The organism is Mesorhizobium sp. Root695, from assembly GCF_001428185.1.
Classification (GTDB): domain Bacteria; phylum Pseudomonadota; class Alphaproteobacteria; order Rhizobiales; family Rhizobiaceae; genus Mesorhizobium.
Window position 1 is genome coordinate 63,665 of record NZ_LMHO01000010.1, and the last position, 23,889, is coordinate 87,553.

Here is a 23,889-nt window from a genome sequence, read left to right on the forward strand (position 1 = left end):
GGCGCCCACCGCGGCAGCGCTCAGCCGTTCGTCTAATGGGTGCAATTGCGGGTTGGCATTTCCCGTCTGCCGTCTAAACTCGCGCCGCTCATGCCGAGGAGGGCAGTGCGGCGCCACTATTTCAGGGAGGAAATCACGATGCTCAATTTCAGGACGAAACTTGTTGCTGTTGGCGCAATGGCGCTGTCACTCGGTTTCGGCGCGATGCCGGCAGGAGCGCAGGAATTCATCAACGTGCTGACCGGCGGCACGTCCGGTGTCTATTATCCGCTCGGCGTGGCGCTGTCGGAAATCTACGGCAAGGGCATTGAGGGCGCGCGCACCCAGGTGCAGGCGACCAAGGCTTCGGTCGAAAACCTCAATCTGCTGCAGCAGGGCAAGGGCGAGATCGCCTTTGCGCTCGGCGATTCCGTCAAGATGGCCGCCGAAGGCAACACCGAGGCCGGTTTCCCCGGCAAGCTCGACAAATTGCGCGGCATCGCCGCCATCTATCCCAACTACATCCAGATCGTCGCCAGCCAGGAGTCCGGCATCAAGACGCTGGCCGACCTCAAGGGCAAGAGCCTGTCGGTCGGCGCGCCGGCCTCCGGCACCGAACTCAACGCACGCGCCATCTTCGCCGCCGCCGGGCTCAAATACGAGGATCTTGGTCGGGTCGAATACCTGCCCTTCGCCGAATCGGTCGAGCTTATCAAGAACCGCCAGCTCGACGCCACGCTGCAATCGGCCGGGCTTGGCGTCGCCTCGATCCGCGACCTCGCAACCTCCGTGCCGATCAATGTCGTTGCGGTTCCCGCCGAGGACGTCGCCAAGATCGGCTCGCCCTATCTTTCGGTGGTCATTCCCAAGGGCACCTATGAGGGCCAGAGCGAGGATGTCGCGACCGCCGCAGTCGGTAATTTCCTCATCACCCGCGCCGATGTCTCCGACGAGACCGCCTACCAGATGACCAAGCTGATGTTCGACCATCTCGACCAGCTTGCCGCGGCGCATGCCGCCGCCAAGGCGATCGATCCGGCCAAGGCACTCGACGGCATGCCGGTGCCGCTGCATCCCGGTGCTGAGCGGTATTACAAGGAGAAGGGGCTCATCAAGTAAGGCGTCCCCCCCTCGAGGGGTGGGTGGCCCGCAGGGCCGGGTGGGTCCTCGGTCAAGCGTTCTACCTTCTTACTTAAATCATAGGTCGAGGCTGGTCAGGCCGCACACTGCCGCAACGACCCCACCCGTCCATCCGCCTTCGGCGGCCGTCCACCATCCCCTCAAGGGGGAGGGGAACCAGCGCCAGGAACCGCCAATGACCGCTACTAAACCCGTCGAAGAGCAGGTCGAAGGCCTCCCGCCGGGCTTCGGCGACGGCATCGCCGGCAAGGCTGCCTTTCTCATCGCCGTCGCCTTTTCCGTGTTCCAGATCTATGTCGCCGCCTATGGCAGCATTCCGAGCCAGGTGGTTCGGGCCATGCATGTCGGCTTCCTGCTGCTGCTCGGCTTCGGCCTGATCGCCAATTTGCGCGCCAAAAGCATGCCGGCGAAAGCCGCGTTCTGGACGCTCGGTGTGCTCGGCTTCGGCACCGGCCTGTACAATTGGGTTTTCTATGCCGATCTCATCCGGCGCTCCGGCTTCCTGACGACACCGGACCTGATCGTCGGCGCGGTTCTGGTGGTGCTGGTCTTCGAGGCGGCGCGGCGGCTGATGGGCCTGCCGCTGGCGGTCATCGCCCTCCTCTTCCTCGCCTACTGCTTCGTCGGCAACCATCTGCCGCCGCCGTTCATCCATCGCGGCTATGATTTCGCCCAACTCGTCGACACCTTCGCCTACGGCACCGAAGGCATATACGGCACGCCGATCTATGTCTCGGCCGCCTATATCTTCATCTTCGTCGTCTTCGCCGCCTTTCTCGAACGCGCCGGCATGATCGCGCTGTTCAACGATTTCGCGCTTGGCCTTGTCGGCACATGGCGAGGCGGCCCGGCACAGGTCTGCGTGCTGTCGTCGGCGCTGATGGGCACCATTTCCGGCTCGGGCGTGGCCAATGTGGTGGCCAGCGGGCAGTTCACCATCCCGCTGATGAAGCGCTTCGGCTTCCGCTCGGCTTTCGCCGGCGCCGTCGAGGCGACGTCCTCGATGGGCGGCCAGATCATGCCGCCGGTGATGGGCGCGGTCGCCTTCATCATGGCCGAGACGCTGAACGTGCCTTATGCCGACGTGGTCAAGGCGGCGATCATCCCGGCGCTGCTCTATTTCGGAGCCTGCTTCTGGCAAGTGCATCTGGAAGCCGGCAAGGCCGGGCTCACCGGCATGGCCAAGGCGGACCTGCCCAACCCGTGGGACGCGGTGCGGCAACATTGGCCGCTGGTGCTGCCGCTGGCAGCCCTGATCTACCTGCTGTTTGCCGGCTATACGCCGATCTTCGCCGGCACGATGGGCCTGGCGCTGACCATCGTGCTCATCCTCGGCACACCACTGGCGGCGGCGATCGGGCCGCTCGCCTTCCGCGTCGTCTTCTGGCTGGCGCTCGGATTTGCCGCTGCTTCGTTCATGAAGTTCGGCGTCAACCTCCTCGGCCTGGTCATCGTCGCACTGGTTGTCGCTTGCTTCACCTTCAAGGGCGGCCGCGAAACGCTGCGTATCTGCGTCGACTCGCTTGCCGAAGGCGCCAAGAACGCGCTGCCGGTCGGCATCGCCTGCGCCATCGTCGGCATCGTCATCGGCACGCTGACGCTGACCGGCATCGCCTCGACCTTCATCGGCTGGATCATCTCGATCGGCGAAGACAATCTGTTCCTGTCGCTGGTGCTGACCATGCTCACCTGCCTGGTGCTCGGCATGGGCATCCCGACCATTCCCAACTACATCATCACCTCGTCGCTGGCCGGGCCGGCGCTGCTGTCGCTCGGCGTGCCGCTGCTGGTCAGCCACATGTTCGTCTTCTATTTCGGCATCATGGCCGATTTGACGCCACCGGTGGCGCTGGCCGCGTTTGCCGCCGCGCCGATGGCCAAGGAAAGCGGCCTCAAGATCGGCATCCAGGCGACCAAGCTCGCCATTGCCGGCTTCGTCGTGCCGTTCATGGCGGTCTACACCCCGGCGCTGATGTTGCAGGACGCCGGGCCGATCGCCGCCCAGTTCGGCTATCCCGTCGAGGTCGCCTACATCGTCGCCAAGGCGTGCATGGGCATCGTGCTGTGGGGTGCCGCCGCCGTCGGCTTCCTTGTCAGGCGCATGGCATGGTGGGAGCGACTCGTCGCCTTCGCCGCCGGCGTGCTCTTGGTCGCCGCGGTGCCGCTCACCGACGAGGCCGGCTGGGCGCTGTCGCTTGCCTGGATCGGCTGGCATTGCTGGCGAGCGCGGCCGGCCACTGCATGAGCCTGTGCATCCTGGCCGCCGGCAAGACGGTGACGCTGACGGTTGCCGCCTTCACCCTATCGTGGACGCATTCGGTGGAACGGACGCGCTGGGAAGAGGACTGGAAGGTGATGCCTTCCGGCCTGCAGGTGATCGAAGCCCGGATCAAGGGCTCGGGCGCCGGCATGGAGCCGCCGGAAGGCGCGATGCTGCGCGACGGCTGGTGGATCTACGCGCCTGATGTCGGCCCGCAGCGGCGCGTTGTGCTCGCCGCCTCCGGCGCCACCGGCGACGGCTGGACGCTGTGTTCGGTTCAGGGCTGCCGTGAACTGGGCAAGGCGGCCGGTAGCTCCATTGTGCTGGAGCCATGCGGGTTGGATGGCACGAGCCAGCCGCGATAGCGCACGATCAAGTTGGTGAGCGGATGGGAAATCTCGACATGGAAGCGGGCATCCCCAGCAGGCGCCCTGAGTGGCCTCGTCCTTCGAACTGGCGGCTGGATAAACTGTGCGTGCCGAATGTCCGCGTCCAGGTTTCTTCCGCCTTGTCGGCGTCGAATCCCGCTGCTCCCCCAGAGCTCCGCTTTCTAGCCAAGGAACTGCTCCCGCAGTTCGGCGGAAGGGACCTCGCAACTGTCCTTCCTGCCGAACAGCGCGTAGCGGTTTTTAGCAATGCGAACGTAGAGCCAGTCGCGCAGCGGGCGCGGCAGCAACATCAGAGCCTTCGTCGCCCGCCACTGCCAGCCGAGTTCCGACATGACGGCGACAAAACTGTCGAGCCGCGTGAAAGCGACGCCATCGATCAGGACGAGATTGGTTTCATAGCTGTCCGGGCGCAGCCCGTGCTTCCTGAACAGCGCTTCGCCGAATGGCGACTGCGCGGTGGCGAAGCGGAAGCGGCTTTGGCGGTCGAGCCTGACCACCATGCGCACGAAGCCGGAGCACAGCACGCAGACGCCATCGAAGACGATCAGCGGATGGCGCGCATCGAAGGATGTTTCGGAGTGACGGCTTGGCTGGGGAAGGTCGGTCACGCTGGCCTCGGCTGCTTGTGCCCTTAGGACACTAAGCCAGCCGAAGGCGGTATCAAAGCCGTGGCGATGTCGCACGCCGCCTGTCGGCAAGAGCGGGACGCTCGGCGCGATAGGTGGTGGCGCGGGACTCCGCGGCCGGCCTGCAGATCCGGCTGTCGTGGCGATTTTCGAAAGCCATGATCAGTGCGCGCTCACACCGAGCGAGTTGCCGCGACGGGCGCAAGCCGGGCCGGGGCCGCGCATGTAATAGCGCTCGGGCCGATAGGTCGGCGCAACGAATTCGCGGATGGCGGCGGCATAGCCGATGAGGTGCGCGAGGAAGTTCATTACCTTGTCCCTGTCCCGATTTTCGGATGTCCCTTCCGAATTGCGGTCATCATAGCGTCGAGGCGTGAATAGTCGGTGAACGTGATGTTAATATCTGGTCGAAAATGCCTCGCTTCGTGGCCGGAATGCGGCTGATTCGGGGTCTTTCCGTGCAGTTGGTCGGCATTGCGCCCAATGTGACTTTTGCATCACATATGTTTCGTTTGAATGTCGCCTGCGTGCGGTTCTGTTTCAACTTTTGCCGCGCCCGTGAAATTTCCGTGCCGGCGGCCAGAACGCCTCGGGGGCGCTTGGCATCGGGATCAATGCTGGAGCACGGAACTGGAGCGGGCTCTGTCCGTTCTCACCTTCATCTGTTTCTGGAAGGGAAGATATCATGGCGCCGCGTCCTGCCTGGAAGGGTTATTTGAAGCTGTCGCTGGTCACCTGCGCCGTCGAGCTGACCAATGTCGTAACCCACACCGAGAAGGTTTCGTTCCGGGTGCTGAACCGCAAGACCGGCAACACGGTGAAGCGCATCTATGTCGATTCCGAAACCGGCAAGCCGCTCGGTGACGGCGACGAGATCAAGGGCTACGAAGTCAGCGACGGCGATTTCGTCCATATCGAGGAAGACGAGATCGAGGCGGTGCAGATCGAGTCCTCGCACACGATGGCGCTCGACGGGTTCGTCGACAAAGCCTCGATCCAGCAGATCTACCTCGACACGCCCTATTATGTGGCGCCCGCCGACAAGGTGTCGGAGGAGGCGTTTGCCGTCATTCGCGATGCGATGGCGGGCAAGAAGATGGCCGGGCTGGCCCGCATCGTGCTCTACAGCCGCGAACGCCCGGTGGTCATCGAACCGCTGGGCAAGGGCATGGTGCTGACGACGCTGCGCTACGACAACACGGTGCGCCAGCCGGACACTGTGTTCGGCGACATCAAGGCGGTGAAGACCGATCAGGAGATGACTGATCTGGCCGAACTGATCATCGACAAGAAGAAAGCGACATTCGATCCCTCGAAATTCGATGACAAATACGAGGATGCATTGCTGGAGCTGATCCGCGCCAAGAAGGCCGGCAAGAAGGCGCCCACGGCCAAGGCGGCGCCCAAACCCTCCAATGTCGTCAATCTGTTCGATGCGCTGAAGAAGAGCCTGTCGTCTGACGGCGGCTCTACGAAGGCTTCTTCCGCGAAAGCCAAACCGGCGGCGAAACGCGCCAAGCCGAAAGCCGGCGCGCCCAAGCGCAAATCGGCCTGAGGACATCAAGCAATGGCCAGCCTCGAACAGTATCACTCCAAGCGCGATTTCAAGAAGACCACCGAGCCGGCCGGCAAGGTTTCTCGCGACAAGAAGGCCAAGGCCGGCGGTATCTTCGTCATCCACAAGCACGCGGCGACCAGGCTGCATTACGACCTGCGCCTGGAGCATGACGGCGTGCTGTGGAGCTGGGCAGTAACGCGCGGTCCGAGCCTTGACCCGCATGAGAAGCGGCTCGCCGTGCATGTCGAGGATCACCCGATAGACTATGCGCCGTTCGAGGGCACCATCCCCAAGGGCGAATATGGCGGCGGCTCGGTCATCGTCTGGGACGAGGGCACCTGGACACCCGAGATCGATCCCGCCAAGGCGATGAAGAAAGGCCATATCAGTTTCGAGCTACACGGCCACAAGCTGCACGGTCTCTGGCATCTGGTGCGGCTGAAGCCCAGAGCGGGTGAAAAACGCGACAACTGGCTGCTGATCAAATCCGACGATGCCGCCGCGCGGCCGGGGGAGGATATTCTCAAGGAAGCGCCGGAATCGGTGAAGTCGGGCCTGACGATCGAGGAGGTCGGCGAGGGCAAAGCCGCGAAGGGCGAGAAGCCAAAGGTCTGGCATTCCAACAAGCCGGCGGCTGGCAAGGCGAAGGCCGGCAAGCGCCTCGACTTTGTCGAACCGCAGCTTGCCACGCTGGAGCGGGAAGCCCCGTCGGGCAAGGACTGGCTGCACGAGGTGAAGTTCGACGGCTATCGCATGCAGGCGCAGATCGCCGGCACCGAGGTGCGACTGCTGACCCGCACCGGCCTCGACTGGACGGAGAAATTCGGCGGCGAGATCGTCGCGGAACTGGCCGGACTGAAATGCAGCGATGCCATCATCGACGGCGAGATCGTCGTGCTGGCCGACAGCGGCGTTTCGTCCTTCTCGCTGCTTCAGCAGGATTTGTCAGCCAATCGAACCAACCGCTTCATCTATTACGTCTTCGACCTGATGCGCCTCGACGGAAAGGACCTGCGCCGCGAGCCATTGGTCGAGCGCAAGCAGGCCTTGCAGGACTTGCTGGGCAAGCAGCCGGAAAATTCGGCGGTCCGTTTCAGCGACCATTTCGCCGAACCCGGCAAGATCATGCTGGAGCATGCCTGCCGCATGGGCCTGGAAGGTGTCGTGTCCAAGCGCGCCGATGCGCCCTATCGCAGCGGCCGCGGCCCCACCTGGGTGAAGTCGAAATGCACGGCGCGGCAGGAATTCGTCATCGGCGGCTATCTGCCGTCGGAGAAGACCGGGCGCGGACTGCGTTCGCTGCTGGTCGGCTATTTTGAAGGCGGCAAGCTGCGCTATGCGGGGCGCGTCGGCACCGGCTTCTCGGTCAAGGGCGCAACCGATCTCAAGAAGAAACTCGATGCGCTGAAGGCAATCTCATCGCCCTTCGACACTACCGTGCCGAAGGGCAAAGGCCTGGTCTGGGTCAAGCCGGAACTTGTCGGCGAAGTGGAGTTTCGCAGCTGGACGTCGGACCGTATAATACGCCACGCCTCGTTCCAGGGATTGCGCGAGGACAAGCCGGCGGAGGAAGTCGTGCAGGAAAAGCCCAAGGCGCCGACGGCAGCGACAGGCAAGGCGAAGCCAGCGGCCAGCAGCGCCGCCAAGACTGCCGGGTCGATGACGACCACGGTAAAACTCTCCCACCCCGACAAGCTGTTGTGGCCGGACGAAAAAATATCCAAGCAGGGCCTGCTCGACCACTACGCGCAGGTCTGGCCGCGCATGGAAGAGTTCGTCGTCAACCGGCCACTCAGCCTGGTGCGGGCGCCGGACGGTGTCGGCGGGCCGCGCTTCTTCCAGAAACACGCCTCGGCCGGCATGAGCGACAAGATCGCCCGCATGAAGGACCCGACCGACGGCGAGGAGATCCTGTTCATCCGGGATTTCGACGGTGTTGCAGCACTGGTCCAGTACGGCGTGGTCGAGATCCACATCTGGGGCTGTACCGTCGAGAAGCTTGAACAGCCGGACCAGATCATCTTCGATCTCGACCCCGATGAAGGCGTCGACGTCAAAGCGGTGCGCGAGGCGGCACTCGACATCAGGGGCAAGCTCGACGAGCTGTCGCTGCCGAATTTCGTCAAGACCTCAGGCGGCAAGGGTTATCATGTGCTGGTGCCGCTGAAACCCTCGGCGGATTGGGAGGCGGTAAAGACCTTCGCCCATGATTTCGCCAAAGCGCTCGAACAAGGCGCTCCGGATCGCTACACGGCGACGCTGTCGAAGAAGGCGCGGACGGGAAAGATCTTTGTCGACTACCTGCGCAATGGCAGGGGCTCGACGACGGTCGCACCCTATTCGTCACGCGCCAAGAAGGGCGCCACCGTGTCGATGCCGGTGACCTGGGCCGAGATCGAGGCGGGGCTGACGCCGAACGCTTTTCCGATCGGCGACAAGACAACGCTGAAGCAACTGGCGCAGGCAGATCCTTGGGCGGATTTCTTCAGGCAGGGGAAGGTGCTGAAGCGGGGCTAGGGCTTCCGCTCAAGCCAAAAACACCCTCTCAAACGCTTGCTTGCCCGGTGGCGAGAAAATGACCGCGCGGCTGTCCGTCTCGCGGCGCGCCCATTTCTCGGCAAGGATCTTGTCGAGGATGGCGGCGCCCAGCGTGCCGGCGAGGTGCGAGCGGCGCACGCTCCAGTCGAGGCAGGCGCGGCACACCGGACGCCGCGGCTTGGTGTAGAGATCGATGCCGATGGCCGCGAAATGCGAAGCGGCCGATGGCCCGAGCCTGATCTCCTGTTCGTCGCGGACCAACACGTTCTTGGCGACAAGACGATCGAGCATCGCCACCGCCTGCTCGCCGGCGAGGTGGTCGTAGCAGACGCGCGCTACGCGCATCGCTCCGTCGCGCGGGCCCGGCCGCACGCGCTTTGGCCCAACGGCTTCCGCGACACCGGTGATGGCTTCGATCATGCCCGCCACCTGTGGGCCGGCGAGGCCGTAATAGCGATGGCGGCCCTGGCTCGCCACCATCAACAGCCCGCCTTCCATCAGTTTGCCCAGATGCGAGCTGGCTGTCGGCAGCGACACGCCGGCCTCGAGCGCCAGTTCGCTCGCCGTCAGCGCCGTGCCGCCCATCAGGGCATTCAGCATGTTTGCCCGTGCCGGGTCGCCAACCAGGCTGGCGATGCGGGCGATGTCGGGTCCTTCGCGCATAGTTCGTTCCTCATCGAAGCATCCCTGTCAAATAACCACTATTCTCCGATCGGATCAAGGAGACGACGATGACCGCACGAACCGCTTTCCCCTCGGCACCGCAGCCCAGCCGCCAATCGTTCCCGTTCGTCACCTGGCTTCGCTCGCGGCTCAAGGCCCGCTGGTATGACCGCCATTTGCAGCGTCTCGACCTTGCCGAGGTCGACGACCATCTGCTGCGCGACCTTGGCCTGACTCGGCAAGACGTGCGCCACGAATGCGCGAAATCCTTCTGGCAAACATGACCCGCAAGGGAATTGCCTAGCAGACCAGGCGGCACGACGTTTCGACGCCGCTCGAACTATCGACGCGGAAACCCAAGGAGACCATCATGACCATCACCTGCTTCATCCGCTACGAGATCGACCCGTTCGGCAAGGCGGCCTTCGAGGAGTACGCCCGCAACTGGGGCCAGGCCATTCCGCGCTGCGGCGCCGATTTGATCGGCTATTACGCCCCGCATGAGGGCTCGGCAACGACCGCCTATGCCGCCTACAACATCGACAGCCTGGCGGCCTACGAAGCCTATCGCGCCCGGCTTGCCACCGATCCCGCCGGCAAGGCAAACTACGAGTTTGCCAAGCGTGAAAGATTCATCCTGAAGGAGGACCGCATGTTCCTGAAACACGTCTCGGGACCGCACGCGAAACTGGTGCTGCCGTGATCGCCGTCATCTTCGAGGTCGAGCCGGCGGCGGGCAGGCGCGACGCCTATCTGAGCATCGCCGCCGACTTGCGTCCTCTGCTCGACGGCATCGACGGCTTTCTCTCCATCGAGCGTTTCCAGAGCCTGGTCGATTCGAATCGCATCCTGTCCTTGTCGTTCTGGCGCGACGAGGAAGCGGTGAAGGCCTGGCGCAACACCGAAGAACACCGGCAGGCGCAGAAGGCCGGCCGTGGCGGTATCTTTGCCGGCTACCGACTGCGCATCGCCCATGTCGTGCGTGATTATGGGCTGACGGAGAGGGACGAAGCGCCGCAGGACAGTCGGGCGGTGAATGGATGAGTGAGGCTACTCACGCATTCCCGATCAGCACACCGGCCGCGAACACCAGGGCGCCGCCCAGAACCACCTGGAAGGCGGCACGCAGGAAGGGCGTCTGCATGTAGCGGTTCTGGACGAAGGCAATCGCCCACAGTTCGAAGAACACCACAACCGCAGCGACGGCTGTCGCCGTCCAGAAATGCGGGATGAGATAGGGCAATGCATGGCCAAGGCCACCCGCCGACGTCATGACGCCGGTGGTGATGCCGCGTTTTATCGGCGAACCACGGCCCGATAGCTTGCCGTCGTCGGAAGCCACTTCGGTGAAGCCCATCGAGATGCCGGCGCCGATCGAGGCGGCAAGCCCGACCAGAAAGGTCTGCCAGGTGTCATGCGTGGCAAACGCCGCGGCGAAGATCGGCGCCAGCGTCGACACCGATCCGTCCATCAATCCTGCAAGCCCCGGCTGCACATAGGTGAGGATGAACTGGCGCTGCTCGGCAGCGGCCTCTTCGTCCTTCACTTCGCCCGGCACGTGCTTTTGCTCCAGGCGCTGCGCCAGCGTCTCATGCCCCTGCTCGGCCAGCGCCAGATCGTCGAGCAGTTTTCTGGTCGAGGCATCCGTGGTGCGCTTGGCGGCCTCGACATAGAACAGATAGGCCTGCCGCTCCATCGCCTCGGCCTGGCTGCGCACGTGCTCGATGCCAAGGGGTCTCACCAGCCAGTCGGGCTTGCGCTCGTAGTATCCCTTCACATGTTCGCGCCGGATCAGCGGGATGCGCTCGCCGAACCGATTTCGGAAAAGCTCGATCAGCGCATCGCGATGGCCATCCTCTTCCTCGGCCATCTCCTCGAACACTTTTGCCGATTGCGGGAAGGTGTCCGCCAGCCCGTCGGCATAGGCCCGGTAGATGCGTCCGTCATCCTCCTCGGACGAAATGGCCAGCGCCAGGATCTCCTGTTCGGACAGCGATTCGAAGGGACGGCGGCCGAAGCCGAAAACACGGGAAAGCATGAGGAATTCACCCTAGTTTAGAATAGTTCTAAACTAGGGTTTTGAACGCCTTTGGTCAATTGCGCGCTTGGGTCGCGGTCAAGAATTGTGGAAGCCTCGTGCGCACGGCGGCCCTTCATTATCAGTGAATGTTCACCTATATAGCTGAGCTCGAGCCAAGTACAAGGAGTCATGAGATGACAGCAAAACAGCCTCCGCACCCCTATGATCCCAAGCCCGTTCTCGATCTCATCGCCAGCATCGAGGCCGATTTGCAGCGCCTGAAAGGCCTGGTCGAGCAGCAGGTCGAGAAATTCGACCCCGCCAACCCGCACAACAAGGCACCGGACGGCAAACTGACCGAGGAAGGCGTCGAGTGCTGCTACCGCATGTTCGACGACGGCAAGTCGCGTTATTCGGTCGCCCAGCAGATGAAGATCTCCTTTGCCGCCGCCAGCCACCGGTTCAACAACTGGCGCAAGCTGGGTGGGACCAAGAGGCAGAGGACGCTGTTGGGGTGAGAACCCGGTTCGCCGCAGGCGAATTGAAAGGTCCGGGGGACCTTTCAAGGACTCGAACCGGGGACGTGCCGGCAGCGTGCCCCCGGTTGGCGCACTCGAGCGTAGTGCGGAAATCGCGGCGATGGCCGGCAGTCCAGAGGGGGGGTGCAGCCGTGGCGTTGGCGGCCGCCCCGCCAAACTTTGTAACGGTCACATTTTTTCATTGGTGCGCCGCATCTGTTTGCGGGCATCATGGAAAGACCCCCTGCCCACTGGACCTCACATGACCGCAACCACCCCTCCCGGCATCGCCGACATCCATGCCGCCGCCGCGCGTCTCTCCGGCCTGATCGTCGAAACCCCCTTGATCGAATCGCAAGAACTGAACAAGCGCTTCGGTGCTCGCATCCTGTTCAAGCCGGAAACGCTGCAGCGCACCGGTTCGTTCAAGTTTCGTGGCGCCTACAACAAGCTGTCGTCGCTCAGTGAAGAAGAACGCAGCCGAGGCGTCGTCGCCTTCTCGTCGGGAAATCATGCGCAAGGCGTCGCGGCGTCGGCGGCGATGTTCGGCGTCAAGGCGGTCATCGCCATGCCCGCCGATGCGCCGGCGATGAAGATCGCCAATGTCCGCAAGATGGGGGCTGACGTGGTACCGTTCGACCGTTTTCGCGACGACCGCATGACCGTGATCCGTCCTTACATGGAGAGAGGCATGGTGCTGGTTCCGCCCTTCGACGACCCGGCCATCATCGCCGGCCAGGGCACGATCGGCCTCGAATTGATGCGCCAGGCAAAAGCGCTTGGCGTCAGCCTCGACGCGATCGTCATTCCCTGCGGTGGCGGCGGCCTGACCAGCGGCATCTCGGTTGCGGTCAAGGACGCCTCGCCCGACACCGCGGTCTGGGCGGTGGAGCCAGAGCATTTCGACGACACCCGCCGTTCGCTGGCCGCGGGAGCCAGGGTTTCGAACGAGCCCGGCCATGCCTCGATCTGCGACGCGATCCTGACCGCCGAGCCCGGCCTGATCACTTTCGAGATCAACCGCAGGAACCTTGCCGGTGCCATTGCCGTCTCCGACAAGGCGACGGCAACGGCGATGCGCGACGCCATGGCCTATCTCAAGCTGGTGGTCGAGCCCGGCGGCTGCGTCGCGCTGGCGGCACTGTCATCGGGCGAGATCGAACTGTCGGGCAAATGCGTTGCCGTAGTGCTGTCCGGCGGCAATGTCGATTTCGGCACCTATGCCGAGATCATGGCGGCGTAGGGTAGCGAAAGGTCCGATCACGAAGTCGATGTCCGAGGAGATCCGGCATGGGAGACCAGGAGACAAGAGCGGCTCTGGATCGCCACTGGGCCGCCTCCGATGCCAGCGACTTCGAGGCGGAACATCGGACCTACCGGGAGGACGCAGTGCTCGACTATCCGCAATCGGGCGAGCGCATAAGCGGGCGGCGAAACATCCAGTCGTCCCGCGCCGCGCAGCCCAATCAAAAGCGCTTCACGGTGCGGCGGATCGTCGGGGCTGGCGATCTCTGGGTCACTGAATTTGTCCTCGCCTATGACGGGCGGCCGTCCTACACCGTGAGCATCATGGAGTTCCTCGATGGCAAGGTCGCCCGCGAGACCCAGTATTTCGCCTATCCGTTCGAGCCAGGACCTTCGCGCGCGCAATGGGTCGAGCGGATGCCGTGAACCCTGGCCGCGCTGAGGATGGTCATGTATCGCCCGCTCACGCGCTCCGAACTGCCAGATGACACGGCATCGCTGGCCCGCACCCTCATCGGCAAGCTCGTGGTGCGCGAGCTGCCTGAAGGCATTGCCAGCGGCCGCATCGTCGAGACCGAGGCCTATGTGGCCGGCGACGCCGCCGGGCACGGCTACAGGGGGATGACCCCGCGCAACCGTTCGCTGTTTCTCGATCGAGGGCACGCCTACGTCTATCTCGCCTACGGCATCTCCTACATGCTCAACGTCTCTAGCGAGATGCCGGGGATTGGAACCGGTGTGCTGATCAGGGCGCTCGAGCCACTTGAAGGCATCGCGATCATGCGGCTCAATCGCGGCATCGAGCGCCTGCGCGACCTGGCGCGGGGGCCGGGAAGGCTCGCCCAGGCGTTGCGGATCGATCGTTCGCTCGACGGGCTCGACCTTTGCCGCGAAGGCTCGCTGTGGCTCGCACGCGATGCCCATGAGCCCGGCGAAATCGGGCAGAGCGTCAGGATCGGCATCTCGAAGGATGCGAGCCGGCTGCTGCGGTTTTATGTCAGGAAGAGCCCGTTCGTCAGCGGTCCAGCTTCGCTCAACCGTTGAGAGCTCGTCAGCCACAATGGCGATGCACGATGCTCAGGCCAATTTCAGGCTGGCCAGCGCGACGCAGACGGGTACGGCTCTATTGCAAAACGGGCAAGTGCGCGTAGTTTCGTTCGCGTGAAACATGAGTACATCATGAGCCTTTCGATCTATCACGCCACGAAACAAAAATTGCTCGCTCACGGAGTGAAAAACACAGAGGATGGCAACCTTACTCTTACTGATAAGAGGCTATTCCTGCTGTTCGTTAGACTCGAAAGAGCGCGACGGTCGAAATGCTTTGAAGCCGTTCAGGCGGCGGTTTGTGCCATTGAGACTTATGCAAAATCTATTGGAAAACGGCAGGTAGCAATTTTCGCCTATATGTATATGCGTTTCTCTGACGGAACCCCCAAAATGACCCACCTCGACGAGACCTTGGAGGGTGGAGGCGTGAGAAAAATAAAGGAATATAGACGACCGGTCACCGACGAAGAGATTACCATCGCTGCATGGGCACGTGTCAAATTCGACCGATATGAAAATAGTTTCTTTCGCGCGTTGTATAGCAATCGGCGGTAAGGCGACCGAATAAACAGGCCCGGCGCCTAATCCAGCGTCCGCCTGAACCGCACCAGCGCGACGCCGGCAAACAACGCCACGAACACCACCAGCCAGCCGATCTCCGTTGCCACCGCCGGCAGTTCGGCGCCCTTCAGCATCACCGCGCGGATGATGCGCAGGAAGTGCGTCAGCGGCAGGATCTCGCCGAAGACCTGCGCCCAGTCCGGCATGCCGCGATAGGGGAACATGAAGCCGGACAGCATGATCGACGGCAGGAAGAAGAAGAAGGTGAGCTGCAGCGCCTGCATCTGCGTGCGAGCGATGGTCGAGATCGTGTAGCCGAGCAGCACCAGCGCCAGCACGAAGATCAGCACGGCGGTCAAGAGCAGCGACATCGATCCGGTAAAGGGGATGGCGAACAGAAGCTTGGCCGCCGCCAGCACCACCACCACCTGCACGCCGCCGACCGCCAGATAGGGCAGGACCTTGCCGAGCATGATCTCGAGCGGGCTCGACGGCATCGCCAAAAGGTTTTCCATCGTGCCGCGTTCGGTCTCGCGTGTCAGCGCGATCGAAGTCATCATCACCATCGTCATCTGCAGGATGACGCCGAGCAGGCCGGGCACGATGTTGTATTGCGAGATGCCTTCGGGATTGTAGCGCCGATGCACCACCACTTCGAGCTGGCCCTTGGCAGCTTCGGCAGCGGCCTCCTGCATGCCGCGCGCCCGAAGCAGCGCCTGGCTGGCGACGGTGCTCAGCGTCGAGATGGCGCCGCTGGCGACGGCCGGGTCGGTGGCGTCGGCCTCGATCAGGATCTGCGGACTGTCGCCCCGCTCGACCCGCCGGGCGAAATCGGCGGGGATGGTGACGACGAAGGCGACATCGCCGCGCGACATCAGGAACTCCGCATCGGCAGCACTTTGCGAGACATGGTCGAAGCGGTAGTAGCCGGTGGTCTGCAGCGCCGAGACCATGGCGCGCGTATAGGGGTCGCTGCTGGTCGCCACGAGTGCTGCCGGCAGGCTTTTCGGATCGTTGTTGATGGCGTAGCCGAACAGCACCAGCTGCATCAGCGGCACGCCCAGCATCATGGCGAAGGTGATGCGGTCGCGCCGCATCTGGATGAATTCCTTGATCAGCAGGGCGCCAAGCCGGGCGAAGGAAAAGACGCTGTTCATGCCATGTTGTCCTTCGAACCAGACATGAACTGGATGAAGACGTCCTCGAGGCTGGTTTCGCCGGGCGTCACCGTCACGCCCTTGTGCTCCTTCTCGACATCGGCGAGTGCCGCCTCAAGCTTCTTCCTGTCGGAGCCGACGACATGCAGCGTCGCGCCGAACGGCGCCACCTGGTCGACGCCAGGGCGGCCGTGAAGCTCCGCAGCGACCCGATCTAGGTGCGGGCCCTGCACGACGAACGTGGTCAGACCAGCATTCTTGACCACTTCGGCGACGGTGCCGGTGGCCAGCATCTTGCCGTAGGAGATGTAGCTGATGCGGTGGCAGCGCTCGGCCTCGTCCATGTAGTGAGTGGAGACCAGCACGGTCAGCCCACCGCTGGCAAGGCGATGGATCTCGTCCCAGAACTCGCGCCGCGCCTTCGGATCGACACCGGCCGTCGGCTCGTCGAGCAGCAGCAATTTCGGCTTGTGCATGATGCAGGCGGCCAGCGCCAGCCGCTGCTTCCAGCCGCCCGACAAGGTGCCGGCCAGCTGGTTGCGGCGCGTGGTCAGGCCGAGGTCTTCAAGCGTCCCGGCGACATATTCTTCGATCGGCTTCAGCCGGTAGAGCCGCGCCACGAATTCTAGGTTCTCGCCGATCGTCAGATCCTCGTAGAACGAGAATTTCTGCGTCATGTAGCCGACTTCGCGCTTGATGCGCAGGCTGTCGGTGCGGATGTTGAAGCCGAGCACCGTGCCTTCGCCCTCGTCGGGCGTCAGCAGGCCGCACATGATGCGGATGGTGGTGGTCTTGCCCGAACCGTTGGGCCCGAGAAAGCCGACGATCTCGCCTTCCGCGACCGTCATCGTCACATGGTCGACGACGGTCTTGTCGCCAAAACGCTTGACCAGGCCATGGACGTCGACGGCGTTCATTTTGCGCTGCCCGCCAGATCGACATCGACGATCTGGCCCGGCTGCAGCGGGCCGGCATCGCGCTCCGGCCGTGCCTCGACCAGGTAGACCAGCTTCTGCCGGTTCTCGAGGGAATAGATCACCGGTGGTGTGAACTCGGGATCGGGCGAGACGTAGCTGACGCGCGCCTTCACATCCGGCCCGCAGCCGTCGCAATGGACGCCGAGCAAGGTGCCGACCTTGACCGAGGAGAAGGCGCTCTCTGGAATGTAGACGCTGAGCTTCACCGCGCCGTCGGGCAGGATCGAAATGACCGGCGCGGTCGGACCCGCGGTGTCGCCCGGATTGCGGATGACGTCGTTGACGCGGCCGGACGACGGGGCTGCCAGCACCCGCTTCGACAACCGCCACTGCGCCTGCTCCAGCGTCGCTTGCGCCTGCTTGACCTGGTTGTCGGCGGCCTTGATGGTCTCCGGCCGTGCCGGCAGGCCGCCGACGGCGAGATTGGCGGTGGCCTGGCCGACCTGCGCGTTTGCGGTTTCCAGTGTGGCCGACGCGGTGTCGAAATCAGCCTGCGTGCCGGCGCCGCGCTTGAACAGATCGGCGGCGCGGTCGAATTTGCGCTTGGCGTCGGCGGCCTGGGCGCTGGCCATGTCGACCTCGGCCTTCAGCACGGCGATCTCTTCCGGCCGCTTGCCGATCTGCAGGTCGGCCAATTGCGCCTGCGCCTGGGCAAGGCCGGCCTGCGCCTGCGCCACCGCGATTTTCGCGTCGGCACTTTCCAGCGTCACCACGGTCATGCCGGGCACCACGCGGTCGCCGCGCTTCACCGCGACGGTCTCGACCTGCGCCACCTCGATCGGCGCCAGCAGCACATAGTCGCCTTCGACATAGCCGACGGCCAGCGGGGCAGCCGGGGCACAGGCGCTGAAAAGCTGCGCGGCGAGCGGCAACGAACACAGAAAGCTCATGGTCTTTGCCCCTTTATCCCTGCCCCTTTTCTGGAAGCCAATATGGCCTCGAGATTGCCCGATGTGGCCGCCACCACCTTGGCCGCCTCGGCTGCGCCGATGTCGTTCCAGCCCATGCGGCGCATCACCGCCTCGCGGCCGATGCGGAAATAGATGACCTGGCCGATCAGCGTGAACACGGTGAGCCTTGTGGCCTCACTTTCGGCCGGCTCGCCGGTCGCCTGTTCCCAGAGTTGGCACAGCCGGCGATGCGTCGGCTCGAAGACACCGTCATAGATGCGGTCGAGGGCTGCCGTCGGATGGGAAAGCTCGCGCAATACGAACTGCACGATCTCGCCGGCCTGCGGGCTTGCCACGACAAAGCCGACCATCCGCTCCAGCGCCGCGAACAACTGCGCTTGCGCCCCCTCCGGACCGCCCGGTATCGGCGCCTGCGCATTGCCGAGCGCCTGGCCGGCGACCGTCTGGATGGTCTCGACGATAAAGTCGGCGGCAGCAGTGCGAAGGCCCTCCTTGCCGCCGAAATGATAGGCGATCGAGCCGATATTGGCTTGCGCCTCGGCAGCGATCTCGCGCGTCGAGGTGCCGTCAAAACCCTGCCGCCCAAACAGTTTCAGCGCCGCCTGGACGAGGGCCGCACGCGTCATCTCGGCGGGAGATGCTTCGCGGCGAAGGATTTTGGTGTCGGGCCGCTTGATCATATCAGGCATTTAATCAAACGATTGATTAAAGTCAATTCGCGAACGCTAACTTGTGCATGCCACTGTCTTGCCATCGCCGACGGCAACCGCTTTAGTGCGCGGCCATGGGCAAGGAAGTAGAGCGCAAGTTCCTGGTCTCCGGCACCGCATGGCGGGATTTGGCCGAGGCGCGTATCCGTATCCTCCAGTTCTATCTTGCTGCCAGCCCGGGGCGCACGGTGCGCGTGCGCATCAGCGATGGCACGTCCGCCAAGCTGACGCTCAAGTTCGGCAGCAAGGCGCGGGAGCGCGACGAATTCGAATATCCGATCCCGCTGCCGGAGGCGGTGGAGATGATGGGTTTCGCCATCGGACGTGTCATCGAGAAGACACGTCACCATGTTAGGCACCGCGGCTATCTCTATGAAGTCGATGTCTTTGGCGGACCGCTTGCCGGACTTGTGGTCGCTGAACTTGAGACACCGGAGGACGTGCCGGACGAAATGCTGCCTGACTGGCTCGGCCGTGAAGTCACCGGTGAGCCGAAATTCTACAACGCGTCGCTCGCCCTCGGGGGGATACCGGAGATCGCCGCATGAGCTTTCGCATCGATCCGCGCCTGCCGCTGACCGGCGAGGTCAGGCGTATCCTCGCCGAGGAGATCGGCAAGGCGCTCCATCATCTTGACGCCGCGCGGAGTCGGCCGGAACAGGCGCTGCACAAATGCCGCAAGCGGCTGAAGAACGCGCGCGCCTTGCTTCGCCTGGTTCGTTCCGGGGACGAAACATTCTGTGAGACCGAAAACCAGTGCTATCGCAACGTGGCCGGCCTGCTTGCCGGACCGCGCGAGGCGACGGCGCTGATCGAGACCATCGACCGGCTGGCGGCAAGTTCTCCCAAGGAGAGCGCCGACGACGGGCTAAGCGCGGCGCGCGACAGGCTGATCGCGCGCCAGCATGAATTGCACGAGGGCAGCGGGCTCGAAGCGGCGATCGGGGCGGCGACCACCGCTTGCGAGGAAGGCCTCAAGCGGATCGAAAGCCTTGCCTTGCCCGACCAGCCGGAACAGGCGGCCGACGTGCTTGCCGAAGGCGCCCGTGCCACGCTGCGTCGTGCCAGGAAGGCGCTGGACAAGGCCGGGTCGCGCGGCGAGGCCAATGATTTCCATGATCTGCGCAAGGCGGCCAAGACCCACGGCATGCATCTGTCGCTGCTCGGCAGGCTGTGGCCGACGCCGATCAAGGCAAGGCGCAAGGCGGTCGACGAACTGGGCGAGCGGCTGGGCGACCTGCACGATGTGCTGGTGATGCGCGCGCTGCTCGAAACCGATGACCGACCGCTCGGGCCGCCCGAGGACACGAAGCTTCTGGCCAAGCTGCTGAAGCGGTCGGAGAAGCAGCTGAAAAAGAGCTGTCTTGCCGAGGCGGCCGAGCTGTTCGGCGACAGTCCCAAACGCTCGACACGCAAACTGGCCCGCAAGGCGCGCGACGATCTGGCTGCGTCGCCGGAAGAGGCCGCGGCGACCACCAGCTGACCACGTGTGGCTGGCGCACAGCCGCCCGCCTATGCTAATCGCCATGGGGCATGACCAAGCCCGGCGACACGCTTCTGGATCGACTTGGCCGCTGGCTTGCCGGCCGGCTGCAGGATGAATCTTCCGGCTACGAGCCCTATACGCCGTCCGATGCCGAGACGCTGCGTCGCACGCTTGAGCCCGGCGACATCCTGCTGATCGAGGGCAACCAGAAGATCTCGGCGGCGATCAAATACCTGACTCAGTCGACCTGGTCGCATGCGGCCTTCTATGTGGGCGATGCGCTGGCCGAACAGGAAGACGGAACGGAACGGCGGCGGCTGATCGAGGTCACGCTCGGCGAAGGCTGCGTCGCCGTGCCGTTGTCGCGCTATCGCACCTACAACACCCGTATCTGCCGGGCGAGCGGGCTGGCGCCGGAGGATCGCGACAGGGTCGTCGCCTTCATGATCGGCAAGCTCGGCCTGAAATACGACCTCAAGAACATTTTCGACATGCTGCGTTTCTTCTTCCCGACACCGCCGGTGCCGGTGCGCTGGCGCCGCCGCATGCTGGCCTTCGGCTCCGGCGACCCGACACGGGCGATCTGCTCGACGCTGATCGCCGAGGCCTATGGCCAGATCCGCTATCCGATCCTGCCCGAGATCACCCGTGCGCCCGGCCGCGCTTCGGCGCAGTCGAATTACTCGCGCAAGGAAATCCTGCACATCCGCCACCACTCGCTGTACACACCGCGCGATTTCGACCTGTCGCCCTATTTCCGCATCGTCAAGCCGACGCTGGAATATGGTTTCGACTACCGGCAGATGGTCTGGGACGACAAGGCAAGCACAGACGCCGCAGCCGTAAAGGCTGGCGAAATCGCCTCAGACGCGTAATGGCTTTCGGCCTGGTCAGGACATGTCCCTATGGCGCGGCCTACCGCTATCCAGCCGAGATGCAGGCGTTTCACATGGCGGCCTGTATCACGCCGAAACCGCAATAGCACCCTGGTTTCCGGCTCTGTGTTCTACCCAGACATGGACCGGTTCGTCCCGGCCGCGGATGCTCACCGGTCCATGATCGCGCGCATTCGACTGTGTCGTGGGCGATTCCGCCTTCGCGGCCTCAATCAGTCGTGACCCAAAGCAAATATTCGCCTGAAGCTCACGGCATAGCGACTGCAAACGGCTGGCGACGTTGACGGTGTCGCCCACCACCGCGAAGGACAGATTGCGCTCGCTGCCGACCGCGCCGATGACCACTGCTCCATATTGTGCACCGATCCGAACGTCCAGCGGCGGGTACCCCCTGGACACCCGCTGTACATTCCAGTCTTCGAGAGCGGCGACCATCGCTTCAGCGCACTGGATGGCCCGCGTCGCGTCGTCATGGCTGGCTTGCGGAACCCCGAATGTCGCCATGATGCAATCGCCGATATAGTTATCGACGGTGCCATGGTGATCGAAAACGACCTGTTCCATGCGACGGTGGAACTGACGCAGAAGTTCGAACACTGCTTCGGCCGGATGATCCTCGGAATAGTGTGTGAAGCCGACAATGTCGGCGAACAGCACCGCGATATCCTGCCGGCGGACCGGGCCGAAGGGCTCGTCATCGGTGGCGAGCTGGTCGACGACATTGGGCGAAAAATGCCGGGCGAGATTGGCGCGGGCGCGCTCTGCCTTGACGTAGTCTTCCGACAGAAGTCGGGAACGATAGACGACCAGCGCCATGATCGCGCCGATAATCAGCACAACCAACACGTTGGTCGCCTGCGCAAATGTATCGACGAAATTGGGGTTGAGATAGAGGTTCAGTCGCTCTGTCATCGGCAGCGAATAGAGGTTCGTCGCCGGAATGACGGTTCCAGGATAAGAAATCACCCATCCCACCCCGATCGCCCATGTCAAGGCCGCGAGCGCGCCGAGATAGAGCGCCAATCGTGTCGAAAGGGTCAGCGCGCCAAGGCATACGAAAATCAGCAAGAATTTGAAGCTGCCCTCGCGCAGTTGCATTGCGGCCGGCGCGACCTCCAGGGAAAACGGGTTGGGCATTACCAGCAGGACGGTCAACAGAATGATGTCCAGCGTACCGACGACGTAGCCGATCCACCATCGCGCCGTGCGGCGGCGCGCAAAGAGAAACTGGATCAGGCCGACGAGCTGGAACAGCACGAGGCCCGCCAGCACGAAGAGCAGCGAAGCATCCCAGCGGCTGATCAATGAAAAGAAGCAGGAGATCACAGCGAGCGAAGCCGTACGGGCCCAGAACTGCAATGCAGCACCCTGGCGTTCTGCACGCGCCCGCAAATTTTTCAGGCGCGAATAGCGGCGAAGTTCAAGTGTTGGCGCGGTCGACATAGGATCACTTCGATTTCTTCGGCAAACCCGCCCTCTACAGTCTGGCAAATCAGTGCGCGAATCCTATCATGAATGTGATTTCATTTTTGAACCGCGGCTGCAAAGAGCAAGAATGTCCGGATAAAAGATCATTTGGCCGTGTCAGGCCGGTAACGGGCGGCGTCCCCTTGCAGGAGCGGCGGGCCGATCGAACGCGCCGGCATCGCGCGGGTGTGGGCCGATCGGCATGATCGCCGGAAATGGCGTCGCGCCAAAGGCAAACGTCCATTTGTAGCCGACCAGCCCAACCTCCGGCGTCGACTGCTGGTCGTGATGGGCCAGCAGTTTGGCGCGGTCGGCCAGCTCCTGCGTCTCGCGCCGCACCATCTCCGCCGTCTCCGACGTTTCAACCATCATAATGCATATATGACACATGTGCCCTCTCGTGAAACCGGATGGCGGGGAGCAAGACAGGCATGCTAGACTGGTATTGCCGGGAAGATATCGACGCAGCCTTCCCTTTTCAGCATCGACAGGGGGGTAAGCAGTTGAAGATTTCCAGGGCTTTGATGACGTCGGCAGCCTTGCTGTCGGCGGTTTTGCTGTTGGCGGGTTGCGGGCACGGGCTGATTAACCGGCTAATCTAATCTCCGGTCTCGCTGTCGCCGTTCAGGCGCTGACCGCGCCATCGCTGCCACGCCCGGGCAGTGAGCCAGCAAAGCATCGCCCAGACGAAGCCGGCGCACCAGCCGGCCAGCACATCCGACGGCCAGTGCACACCCAGATAGATGCGGCTGATGCCGACCAGCAGCGTCGTCATCACCGCCAGCGACAGCACATAGATCTTCGTCGTTCGCCCCGGCAGGAAGCGCGCTGCCAGCGCGCCGAGCGTCAGATAGGTCACTGCCGACAGCATGGCGTGGCCGCTCGGAAAAGACAGCGTCGTTTCGTTGACGAGATGCGAGACGAGTTCGGGGCGCGGCCGGTCGATGCCGGCTTTCAGCAGGCTCGACAGCACCTGACCACCGGCAACCGCCACGAAGATGAAAAGGGCGGTTGCCAGCCTGCGAATGAGCAGGAGATAGACGATTACCGCCGCCGTGATCAGCACCAGCACGCTGCCGCTGCCGAGGCTGGTGATATCGCGCATCGCTCCTTCCAGCCAGAGCGGGCCGATCGGGCTGTCGGGCTGGCCCGCCTTGCGGAAGGCGAGCAGGATTTCGGTGTCGAAGGCGTGCGGCGTGGTGGCCCGCGCCACCTCCATCAGCTCCTCGAAGCCCCAAAGGCCGGCGGCGATGACCAGGCCGGCCAGCAGGACCGGGAATTCGACCCGGTTGAGCAGCGCGTTCGCGGCGTTCTTCATCGGCAAATTCACCCGTTACAACCGGCCTTGCAGATAGGGTCCGAGTGTGATCAGCGCCACGGCGGCGATCGCCAGCATGATGCCGGTCGCCTGCAGCGCGTTGACGCGCTCGCCGAAGAACACCAGCGCGACGACATTCACCGAGACCAGCTGGATGACGGCCGACAGGCTGAACGACACCGACATGCCGAACTCGCGGATCAGCCGCAGCATGATCAGATTGCCCAGCGAATAGAGCGCCAGCGTCAGCAGGATCTTGCCCAGGCTCGGCGCCAGGCCCCATTGCTTGGCCGCCGTCGCCGCCAGCAGGAAAATGACAGTCGAAAAGCCAAGCTGCAGCAATCCCGAAAAACTCAACGCCCGTCCCCTCTCGAAGCGGCATCGGCCGCGTGTGTCGCGGACGTTGTTTCCGAAGCGCGC

The 23,889-nt window shown here is 63.6% G+C and carries 28 protein-coding genes; 16 read left to right on the top strand and 12 right to left on the bottom strand.

Annotated elements, in window-relative coordinates:
- Window positions 1-138 precede the first annotated feature (138 nt).
- From ASD99_RS11725 to ASD99_RS11735, 3 genes are all read left to right on the top strand, one after another.
- Window positions 139-1,098: a TAXI family TRAP transporter solute-binding subunit gene (locus ASD99_RS11725; RefSeq protein ID WP_056585403.1), complete on the top strand. Its 960-nt coding sequence runs from the start codon at window positions 139-141 to the stop codon at window positions 1,096-1,098.
- Window positions 1,099-1,294: 196 nt separating this feature from the next.
- On the top strand, window positions 1,295-3,364 hold the full coding sequence (locus ASD99_RS11730; RefSeq protein WP_056585405.1) for a TRAP transporter permease: 2,070 nt from the start codon (window positions 1,295-1,297) through the stop codon (window positions 3,362-3,364).
- Entirely contained in the window at window positions 3,361-3,744 is a 384-nt protein-coding gene (locus ASD99_RS11735; protein WP_056585407.1) for a DUF1850 domain-containing protein, read from the top strand. The genes ASD99_RS11730 and ASD99_RS11735 overlap by 4 nt, the downstream gene beginning before the upstream one ends.
- Window positions 3,745-3,929: 185 nt before the next feature.
- On the opposite strand, the gene ASD99_RS11740 is transcribed toward ASD99_RS11735, so the two are convergent.
- Entirely contained in the window at window positions 3,930-4,376 is a 447-nt protein-coding gene (locus ASD99_RS11740; RefSeq protein ID WP_057143821.1) for a thiol-disulfide oxidoreductase DCC family protein, read from the bottom strand.
- A gap of 180 nt (window positions 4,377-4,556) precedes the next feature.
- Window positions 4,557-4,703 carry a hypothetical protein gene (locus tag ASD99_RS34070; protein WP_082525385.1) on the bottom strand — a complete coding sequence of 49 codons (147 nt, stop codon included), beginning with the start codon at window positions 4,701-4,703 and terminating at the stop codon, window positions 4,557-4,559.
- Window positions 4,704-5,079: 376 nt separating this feature from the next.
- Here ASD99_RS34070 and ASD99_RS11745 point away from each other — a divergent pair, with 376 nt between their 5' ends.
- Window positions 5,080-5,949 (top strand): Ku protein, encoded by an 870-nt coding sequence (locus tag ASD99_RS11745; RefSeq protein WP_057143765.1) that lies wholly within the window; start codon window positions 5,080-5,082, stop codon window positions 5,947-5,949.
- A 12-nt stretch (window positions 5,950-5,961) separates the two neighbouring features.
- The gene (gene ligD / locus ASD99_RS11750; RefSeq protein WP_057143766.1) at window positions 5,962-8,469 is read left to right on the top strand and encodes a DNA ligase D; all 2,508 of its coding nucleotides are present in this window, start codon (window positions 5,962-5,964) and stop codon (window positions 8,467-8,469) included.
- Between the two features lie 9 nt (window positions 8,470-8,478).
- On the opposite strand, the gene ASD99_RS11755 is transcribed toward ligD, so the two are convergent.
- On the bottom strand, window positions 8,479-9,153 hold the full coding sequence (locus ASD99_RS11755) for an ArsR/SmtB family transcription factor (RefSeq protein WP_057143767.1): 675 nt from the start codon (window positions 9,151-9,153) through the stop codon (window positions 8,479-8,481).
- 68 nt (window positions 9,154-9,221) lie between these two features.
- Here ASD99_RS11755 and ASD99_RS11760 point away from each other — a divergent pair, with 68 nt between their 5' ends.
- The 3 genes from ASD99_RS11760 (at window position 9,222) to ASD99_RS11770 (ending at window position 10,197) form a co-directional block, all read left to right on the top strand.
- Window positions 9,222-9,437 carry a DUF1127 domain-containing protein gene (locus ASD99_RS11760; protein ID WP_057143768.1) on the top strand — a complete coding sequence of 72 codons (216 nt, stop codon included), beginning with the start codon at window positions 9,222-9,224 and terminating at the stop codon, window positions 9,435-9,437.
- Window positions 9,438-9,523: 86 nt separating this feature from the next.
- A complete protein-coding gene (locus tag ASD99_RS11765) occupies window positions 9,524-9,856 on the top strand; it encodes an NIPSNAP family protein (RefSeq protein ID WP_056585418.1) in 333 nt (110 codons plus the stop codon).
- Window positions 9,853-10,197 carry an antibiotic biosynthesis monooxygenase family protein gene (locus ASD99_RS11770; protein WP_056585420.1) on the top strand — a complete coding sequence of 115 codons (345 nt, stop codon included), beginning with the start codon at window positions 9,853-9,855 and terminating at the stop codon, window positions 10,195-10,197. Before ASD99_RS11765 ends, ASD99_RS11770 begins: the two co-directional genes overlap by 4 nt.
- Before the next feature lie 10 nt (window positions 10,198-10,207).
- Here the strand turns inward: ASD99_RS11770 and mbfA are convergent, their stop codons facing one another.
- On the bottom strand, window positions 10,208-11,191 hold the full coding sequence (gene mbfA / locus ASD99_RS11775) for an iron exporter MbfA (protein WP_057143769.1): 984 nt from the start codon (window positions 11,189-11,191) through the stop codon (window positions 10,208-10,210).
- A 176-nt stretch (window positions 11,192-11,367) separates the two neighbouring features.
- On the opposite strand from mbfA, the gene ASD99_RS11780 reads away from it, so the two are divergent.
- The 5 genes from ASD99_RS11780 (at window position 11,368) to ASD99_RS11800 (ending at window position 14,541) form a co-directional block, all read left to right on the top strand.
- Window positions 11,368-11,691 (top strand): hypothetical protein, encoded by a 324-nt coding sequence (locus ASD99_RS11780; protein ID WP_057143770.1) that lies wholly within the window; start codon window positions 11,368-11,370, stop codon window positions 11,689-11,691.
- 262 nt (window positions 11,692-11,953) lie between these two features.
- On the top strand, window positions 11,954-12,934 hold the full coding sequence (locus ASD99_RS11785; protein ID WP_057143771.1) for a threonine/serine dehydratase: 981 nt from the start codon (window positions 11,954-11,956) through the stop codon (window positions 12,932-12,934).
- A gap of 47 nt (window positions 12,935-12,981) precedes the next feature.
- A complete protein-coding gene (locus ASD99_RS11790) occupies window positions 12,982-13,362 on the top strand; it encodes a nuclear transport factor 2 family protein (protein ID WP_057143772.1) in 381 nt (126 codons plus the stop codon).
- An 18-nt stretch (window positions 13,363-13,380) separates the two neighbouring features.
- Window positions 13,381-13,980, top strand: coding sequence for a DNA-3-methyladenine glycosylase (locus tag ASD99_RS11795; protein ID WP_056585430.1), 600 nt, complete (start codon window positions 13,381-13,383; stop codon window positions 13,978-13,980).
- Between the two features lie 135 nt (window positions 13,981-14,115).
- Window positions 14,116-14,541 carry a hypothetical protein gene (locus tag ASD99_RS11800; RefSeq protein ID WP_156388978.1) on the top strand — a complete coding sequence of 142 codons (426 nt, stop codon included), beginning with the start codon at window positions 14,116-14,118 and terminating at the stop codon, window positions 14,539-14,541.
- A gap of 26 nt (window positions 14,542-14,567) precedes the next feature.
- Here the strand turns inward: ASD99_RS11800 and ASD99_RS11805 are convergent, their stop codons facing one another.
- Genes ASD99_RS11805 through ASD99_RS11820 form a run of 4 tightly spaced genes read right to left on the bottom strand, consistent with a single transcriptional unit; the run spans window position 14,568 to window position 18,272 of the window.
- Window positions 14,568-15,704 carry an ABC transporter permease gene (locus ASD99_RS11805; RefSeq protein WP_056585434.1) on the bottom strand — a complete coding sequence of 379 codons (1,137 nt, stop codon included), beginning with the start codon at window positions 15,702-15,704 and terminating at the stop codon, window positions 14,568-14,570.
- Complete coding sequence (locus ASD99_RS11810) at window positions 15,701-16,621, bottom strand: ABC transporter ATP-binding protein (protein ID WP_057143774.1); 921 nt, start codon at window positions 16,619-16,621, stop codon at window positions 15,701-15,703. The genes ASD99_RS11805 and ASD99_RS11810 overlap by 4 nt, the downstream gene beginning before the upstream one ends.
- Window positions 16,618-17,571, bottom strand: coding sequence for an HlyD family secretion protein (locus ASD99_RS11815; RefSeq protein WP_057143775.1), 954 nt, complete (start codon window positions 17,569-17,571; stop codon window positions 16,618-16,620). The genes ASD99_RS11810 and ASD99_RS11815 overlap by 4 nt, the downstream gene beginning before the upstream one ends.
- A complete protein-coding gene (locus ASD99_RS11820; RefSeq protein WP_057143776.1) occupies window positions 17,568-18,272 on the bottom strand; it encodes a CerR family C-terminal domain-containing protein in 705 nt (234 codons plus the stop codon). The genes ASD99_RS11815 and ASD99_RS11820 overlap by 4 nt, the downstream gene beginning before the upstream one ends.
- A gap of 104 nt (window positions 18,273-18,376) precedes the next feature.
- Here ASD99_RS11820 and ASD99_RS11825 point away from each other — a divergent pair, with 104 nt between their 5' ends.
- The 3 genes from ASD99_RS11825 to ASD99_RS11835 are packed head-to-tail and all read left to right on the top strand — an operon-like array spanning window position 18,377 to window position 20,663.
- A complete protein-coding gene (locus tag ASD99_RS11825) occupies window positions 18,377-18,850 on the top strand; it encodes a CYTH domain-containing protein (RefSeq protein ID WP_056585444.1) in 474 nt (157 codons plus the stop codon).
- A complete protein-coding gene (locus tag ASD99_RS11830) occupies window positions 18,847-19,785 on the top strand; it encodes a CHAD domain-containing protein (protein ID WP_057143777.1) in 939 nt (312 codons plus the stop codon). Before ASD99_RS11825 ends, ASD99_RS11830 begins: the two co-directional genes overlap by 4 nt.
- A 50-nt stretch (window positions 19,786-19,835) precedes the next feature.
- Window positions 19,836-20,663, top strand: coding sequence for a lipo-like protein (locus ASD99_RS11835; protein WP_057143778.1), 828 nt, complete (start codon window positions 19,836-19,838; stop codon window positions 20,661-20,663).
- A gap of 87 nt (window positions 20,664-20,750) precedes the next feature.
- Here the strand turns inward: ASD99_RS11835 and ASD99_RS11840 are convergent, their stop codons facing one another.
- From ASD99_RS11840 to ASD99_RS11860, 4 genes are all read right to left on the bottom strand, one after another.
- On the bottom strand, window positions 20,751-22,127 hold the full coding sequence (locus tag ASD99_RS11840) for an adenylate/guanylate cyclase domain-containing protein (RefSeq protein ID WP_057143779.1): 1,377 nt from the start codon (window positions 22,125-22,127) through the stop codon (window positions 20,751-20,753).
- Window positions 22,128-22,268: 141 nt separating this feature from the next.
- Window positions 22,269-22,520: a hypothetical protein gene (locus ASD99_RS11845; protein ID WP_244497706.1), complete on the bottom strand. Its 252-nt coding sequence runs from the start codon at window positions 22,518-22,520 to the stop codon at window positions 22,269-22,271.
- Window positions 22,521-22,749: 229 nt separating this feature from the next.
- Window positions 22,750-23,469, bottom strand: a complete 720-nt coding sequence (locus tag ASD99_RS11855) for a phosphatase PAP2 family protein (RefSeq protein ID WP_056585456.1) — start codon at window positions 23,467-23,469, stop codon at window positions 22,750-22,752.
- A 15-nt stretch (window positions 23,470-23,484) separates the two neighbouring features.
- On the bottom strand, window positions 23,485-23,826 hold the full coding sequence (locus tag ASD99_RS11860; protein WP_056585458.1) for a hypothetical protein: 342 nt from the start codon (window positions 23,824-23,826) through the stop codon (window positions 23,485-23,487).
- Window positions 23,827-23,889 lie beyond the last annotated feature (63 nt).

Bases quoted from the DNA above. Each gene is read 5' to 3' on its own strand.
- ASD99_RS11825 (WP_056585444.1), top strand. From the start codon at position 18,377: ATGGGCAAGGAAGTAGAGCGCAAGTTCCTGGTCTCCGGCACCGCATGG.
- ASD99_RS11760 (WP_057143768.1), top strand. From the start codon at position 9,222: ATGACCGCACGAACCGCTTTCCCCTCGGCACCGCAGCCCAGCCGCCAA.
- ASD99_RS11845 (WP_244497706.1), bottom strand. From the start codon at position 22,520: ATGGTTGAAACGTCGGAGACGGCGGAGATGGTGCGGCGCGAGACGCAG.
- ASD99_RS11790 (WP_057143772.1), top strand. From the start codon at position 12,982: ATGGGAGACCAGGAGACAAGAGCGGCTCTGGATCGCCACTGGGCCGCC.
- ASD99_RS11800 (WP_156388978.1), top strand. From the start codon at position 14,116: ATGAGCCTTTCGATCTATCACGCCACGAAACAAAAATTGCTCGCTCAC.
- ASD99_RS11805 (WP_056585434.1), bottom strand. From the start codon at position 15,704: ATGAACAGCGTCTTTTCCTTCGCCCGGCTTGGCGCCCTGCTGATCAAG.
- ASD99_RS11780 (WP_057143770.1), top strand. From the start codon at position 11,368: ATGACAGCAAAACAGCCTCCGCACCCCTATGATCCCAAGCCCGTTCTC.
- ASD99_RS34070 (WP_082525385.1), bottom strand. From the start codon at position 4,703: ATGAACTTCCTCGCGCACCTCATCGGCTATGCCGCCGCCATCCGCGAA.
- ASD99_RS11795 (WP_056585430.1), top strand. From the start codon at position 13,381: ATGGTCATGTATCGCCCGCTCACGCGCTCCGAACTGCCAGATGACACG.
- ASD99_RS11785 (WP_057143771.1), top strand. From the start codon at position 11,954: ATGACCGCAACCACCCCTCCCGGCATCGCCGACATCCATGCCGCCGCC.
- mbfA (WP_057143769.1), bottom strand. From the start codon at position 11,191: ATGCTTTCCCGTGTTTTCGGCTTCGGCCGCCGTCCCTTCGAATCGCTG.
- ASD99_RS11765 (WP_056585418.1), top strand. From the start codon at position 9,524: ATGACCATCACCTGCTTCATCCGCTACGAGATCGACCCGTTCGGCAAG.
- ASD99_RS11810 (WP_057143774.1), bottom strand. From the start codon at position 16,621: ATGAACGCCGTCGACGTCCATGGCCTGGTCAAGCGTTTTGGCGACAAG.
- ASD99_RS11745 (WP_057143765.1), top strand. From the start codon at position 5,080: ATGGCGCCGCGTCCTGCCTGGAAGGGTTATTTGAAGCTGTCGCTGGTC.
- ASD99_RS11730 (WP_056585405.1), top strand. From the start codon at position 1,295: ATGACCGCTACTAAACCCGTCGAAGAGCAGGTCGAAGGCCTCCCGCCG.
- ASD99_RS11855 (WP_056585456.1), bottom strand. From the start codon at position 23,469: ATGAAGAACGCCGCGAACGCGCTGCTCAACCGGGTCGAATTCCCGGTC.
- ASD99_RS11815 (WP_057143775.1), bottom strand. From the start codon at position 17,571: ATGAGCTTTCTGTGTTCGTTGCCGCTCGCCGCGCAGCTTTTCAGCGCC.
- ASD99_RS11735 (WP_056585407.1), top strand. From the start codon at position 3,361: ATGAGCCTGTGCATCCTGGCCGCCGGCAAGACGGTGACGCTGACGGTT.
- ASD99_RS11840 (WP_057143779.1), bottom strand. From the start codon at position 22,127: ATGTCGACCGCGCCAACACTTGAACTTCGCCGCTATTCGCGCCTGAAA.
- ASD99_RS11755 (WP_057143767.1), bottom strand. From the start codon at position 9,153: ATGCGCGAAGGACCCGACATCGCCCGCATCGCCAGCCTGGTTGGCGAC.
- ASD99_RS11835 (WP_057143778.1), top strand. From the start codon at position 19,836: ATGACCAAGCCCGGCGACACGCTTCTGGATCGACTTGGCCGCTGGCTT.
- ligD (WP_057143766.1), top strand. From the start codon at position 5,962: ATGGCCAGCCTCGAACAGTATCACTCCAAGCGCGATTTCAAGAAGACC.
- ASD99_RS11820 (WP_057143776.1), bottom strand. From the start codon at position 18,272: ATGATCAAGCGGCCCGACACCAAAATCCTTCGCCGCGAAGCATCTCCC.
- ASD99_RS11830 (WP_057143777.1), top strand. From the start codon at position 18,847: ATGAGCTTTCGCATCGATCCGCGCCTGCCGCTGACCGGCGAGGTCAGG.
- ASD99_RS11725 (WP_056585403.1), top strand. From the start codon at position 139: ATGCTCAATTTCAGGACGAAACTTGTTGCTGTTGGCGCAATGGCGCTG.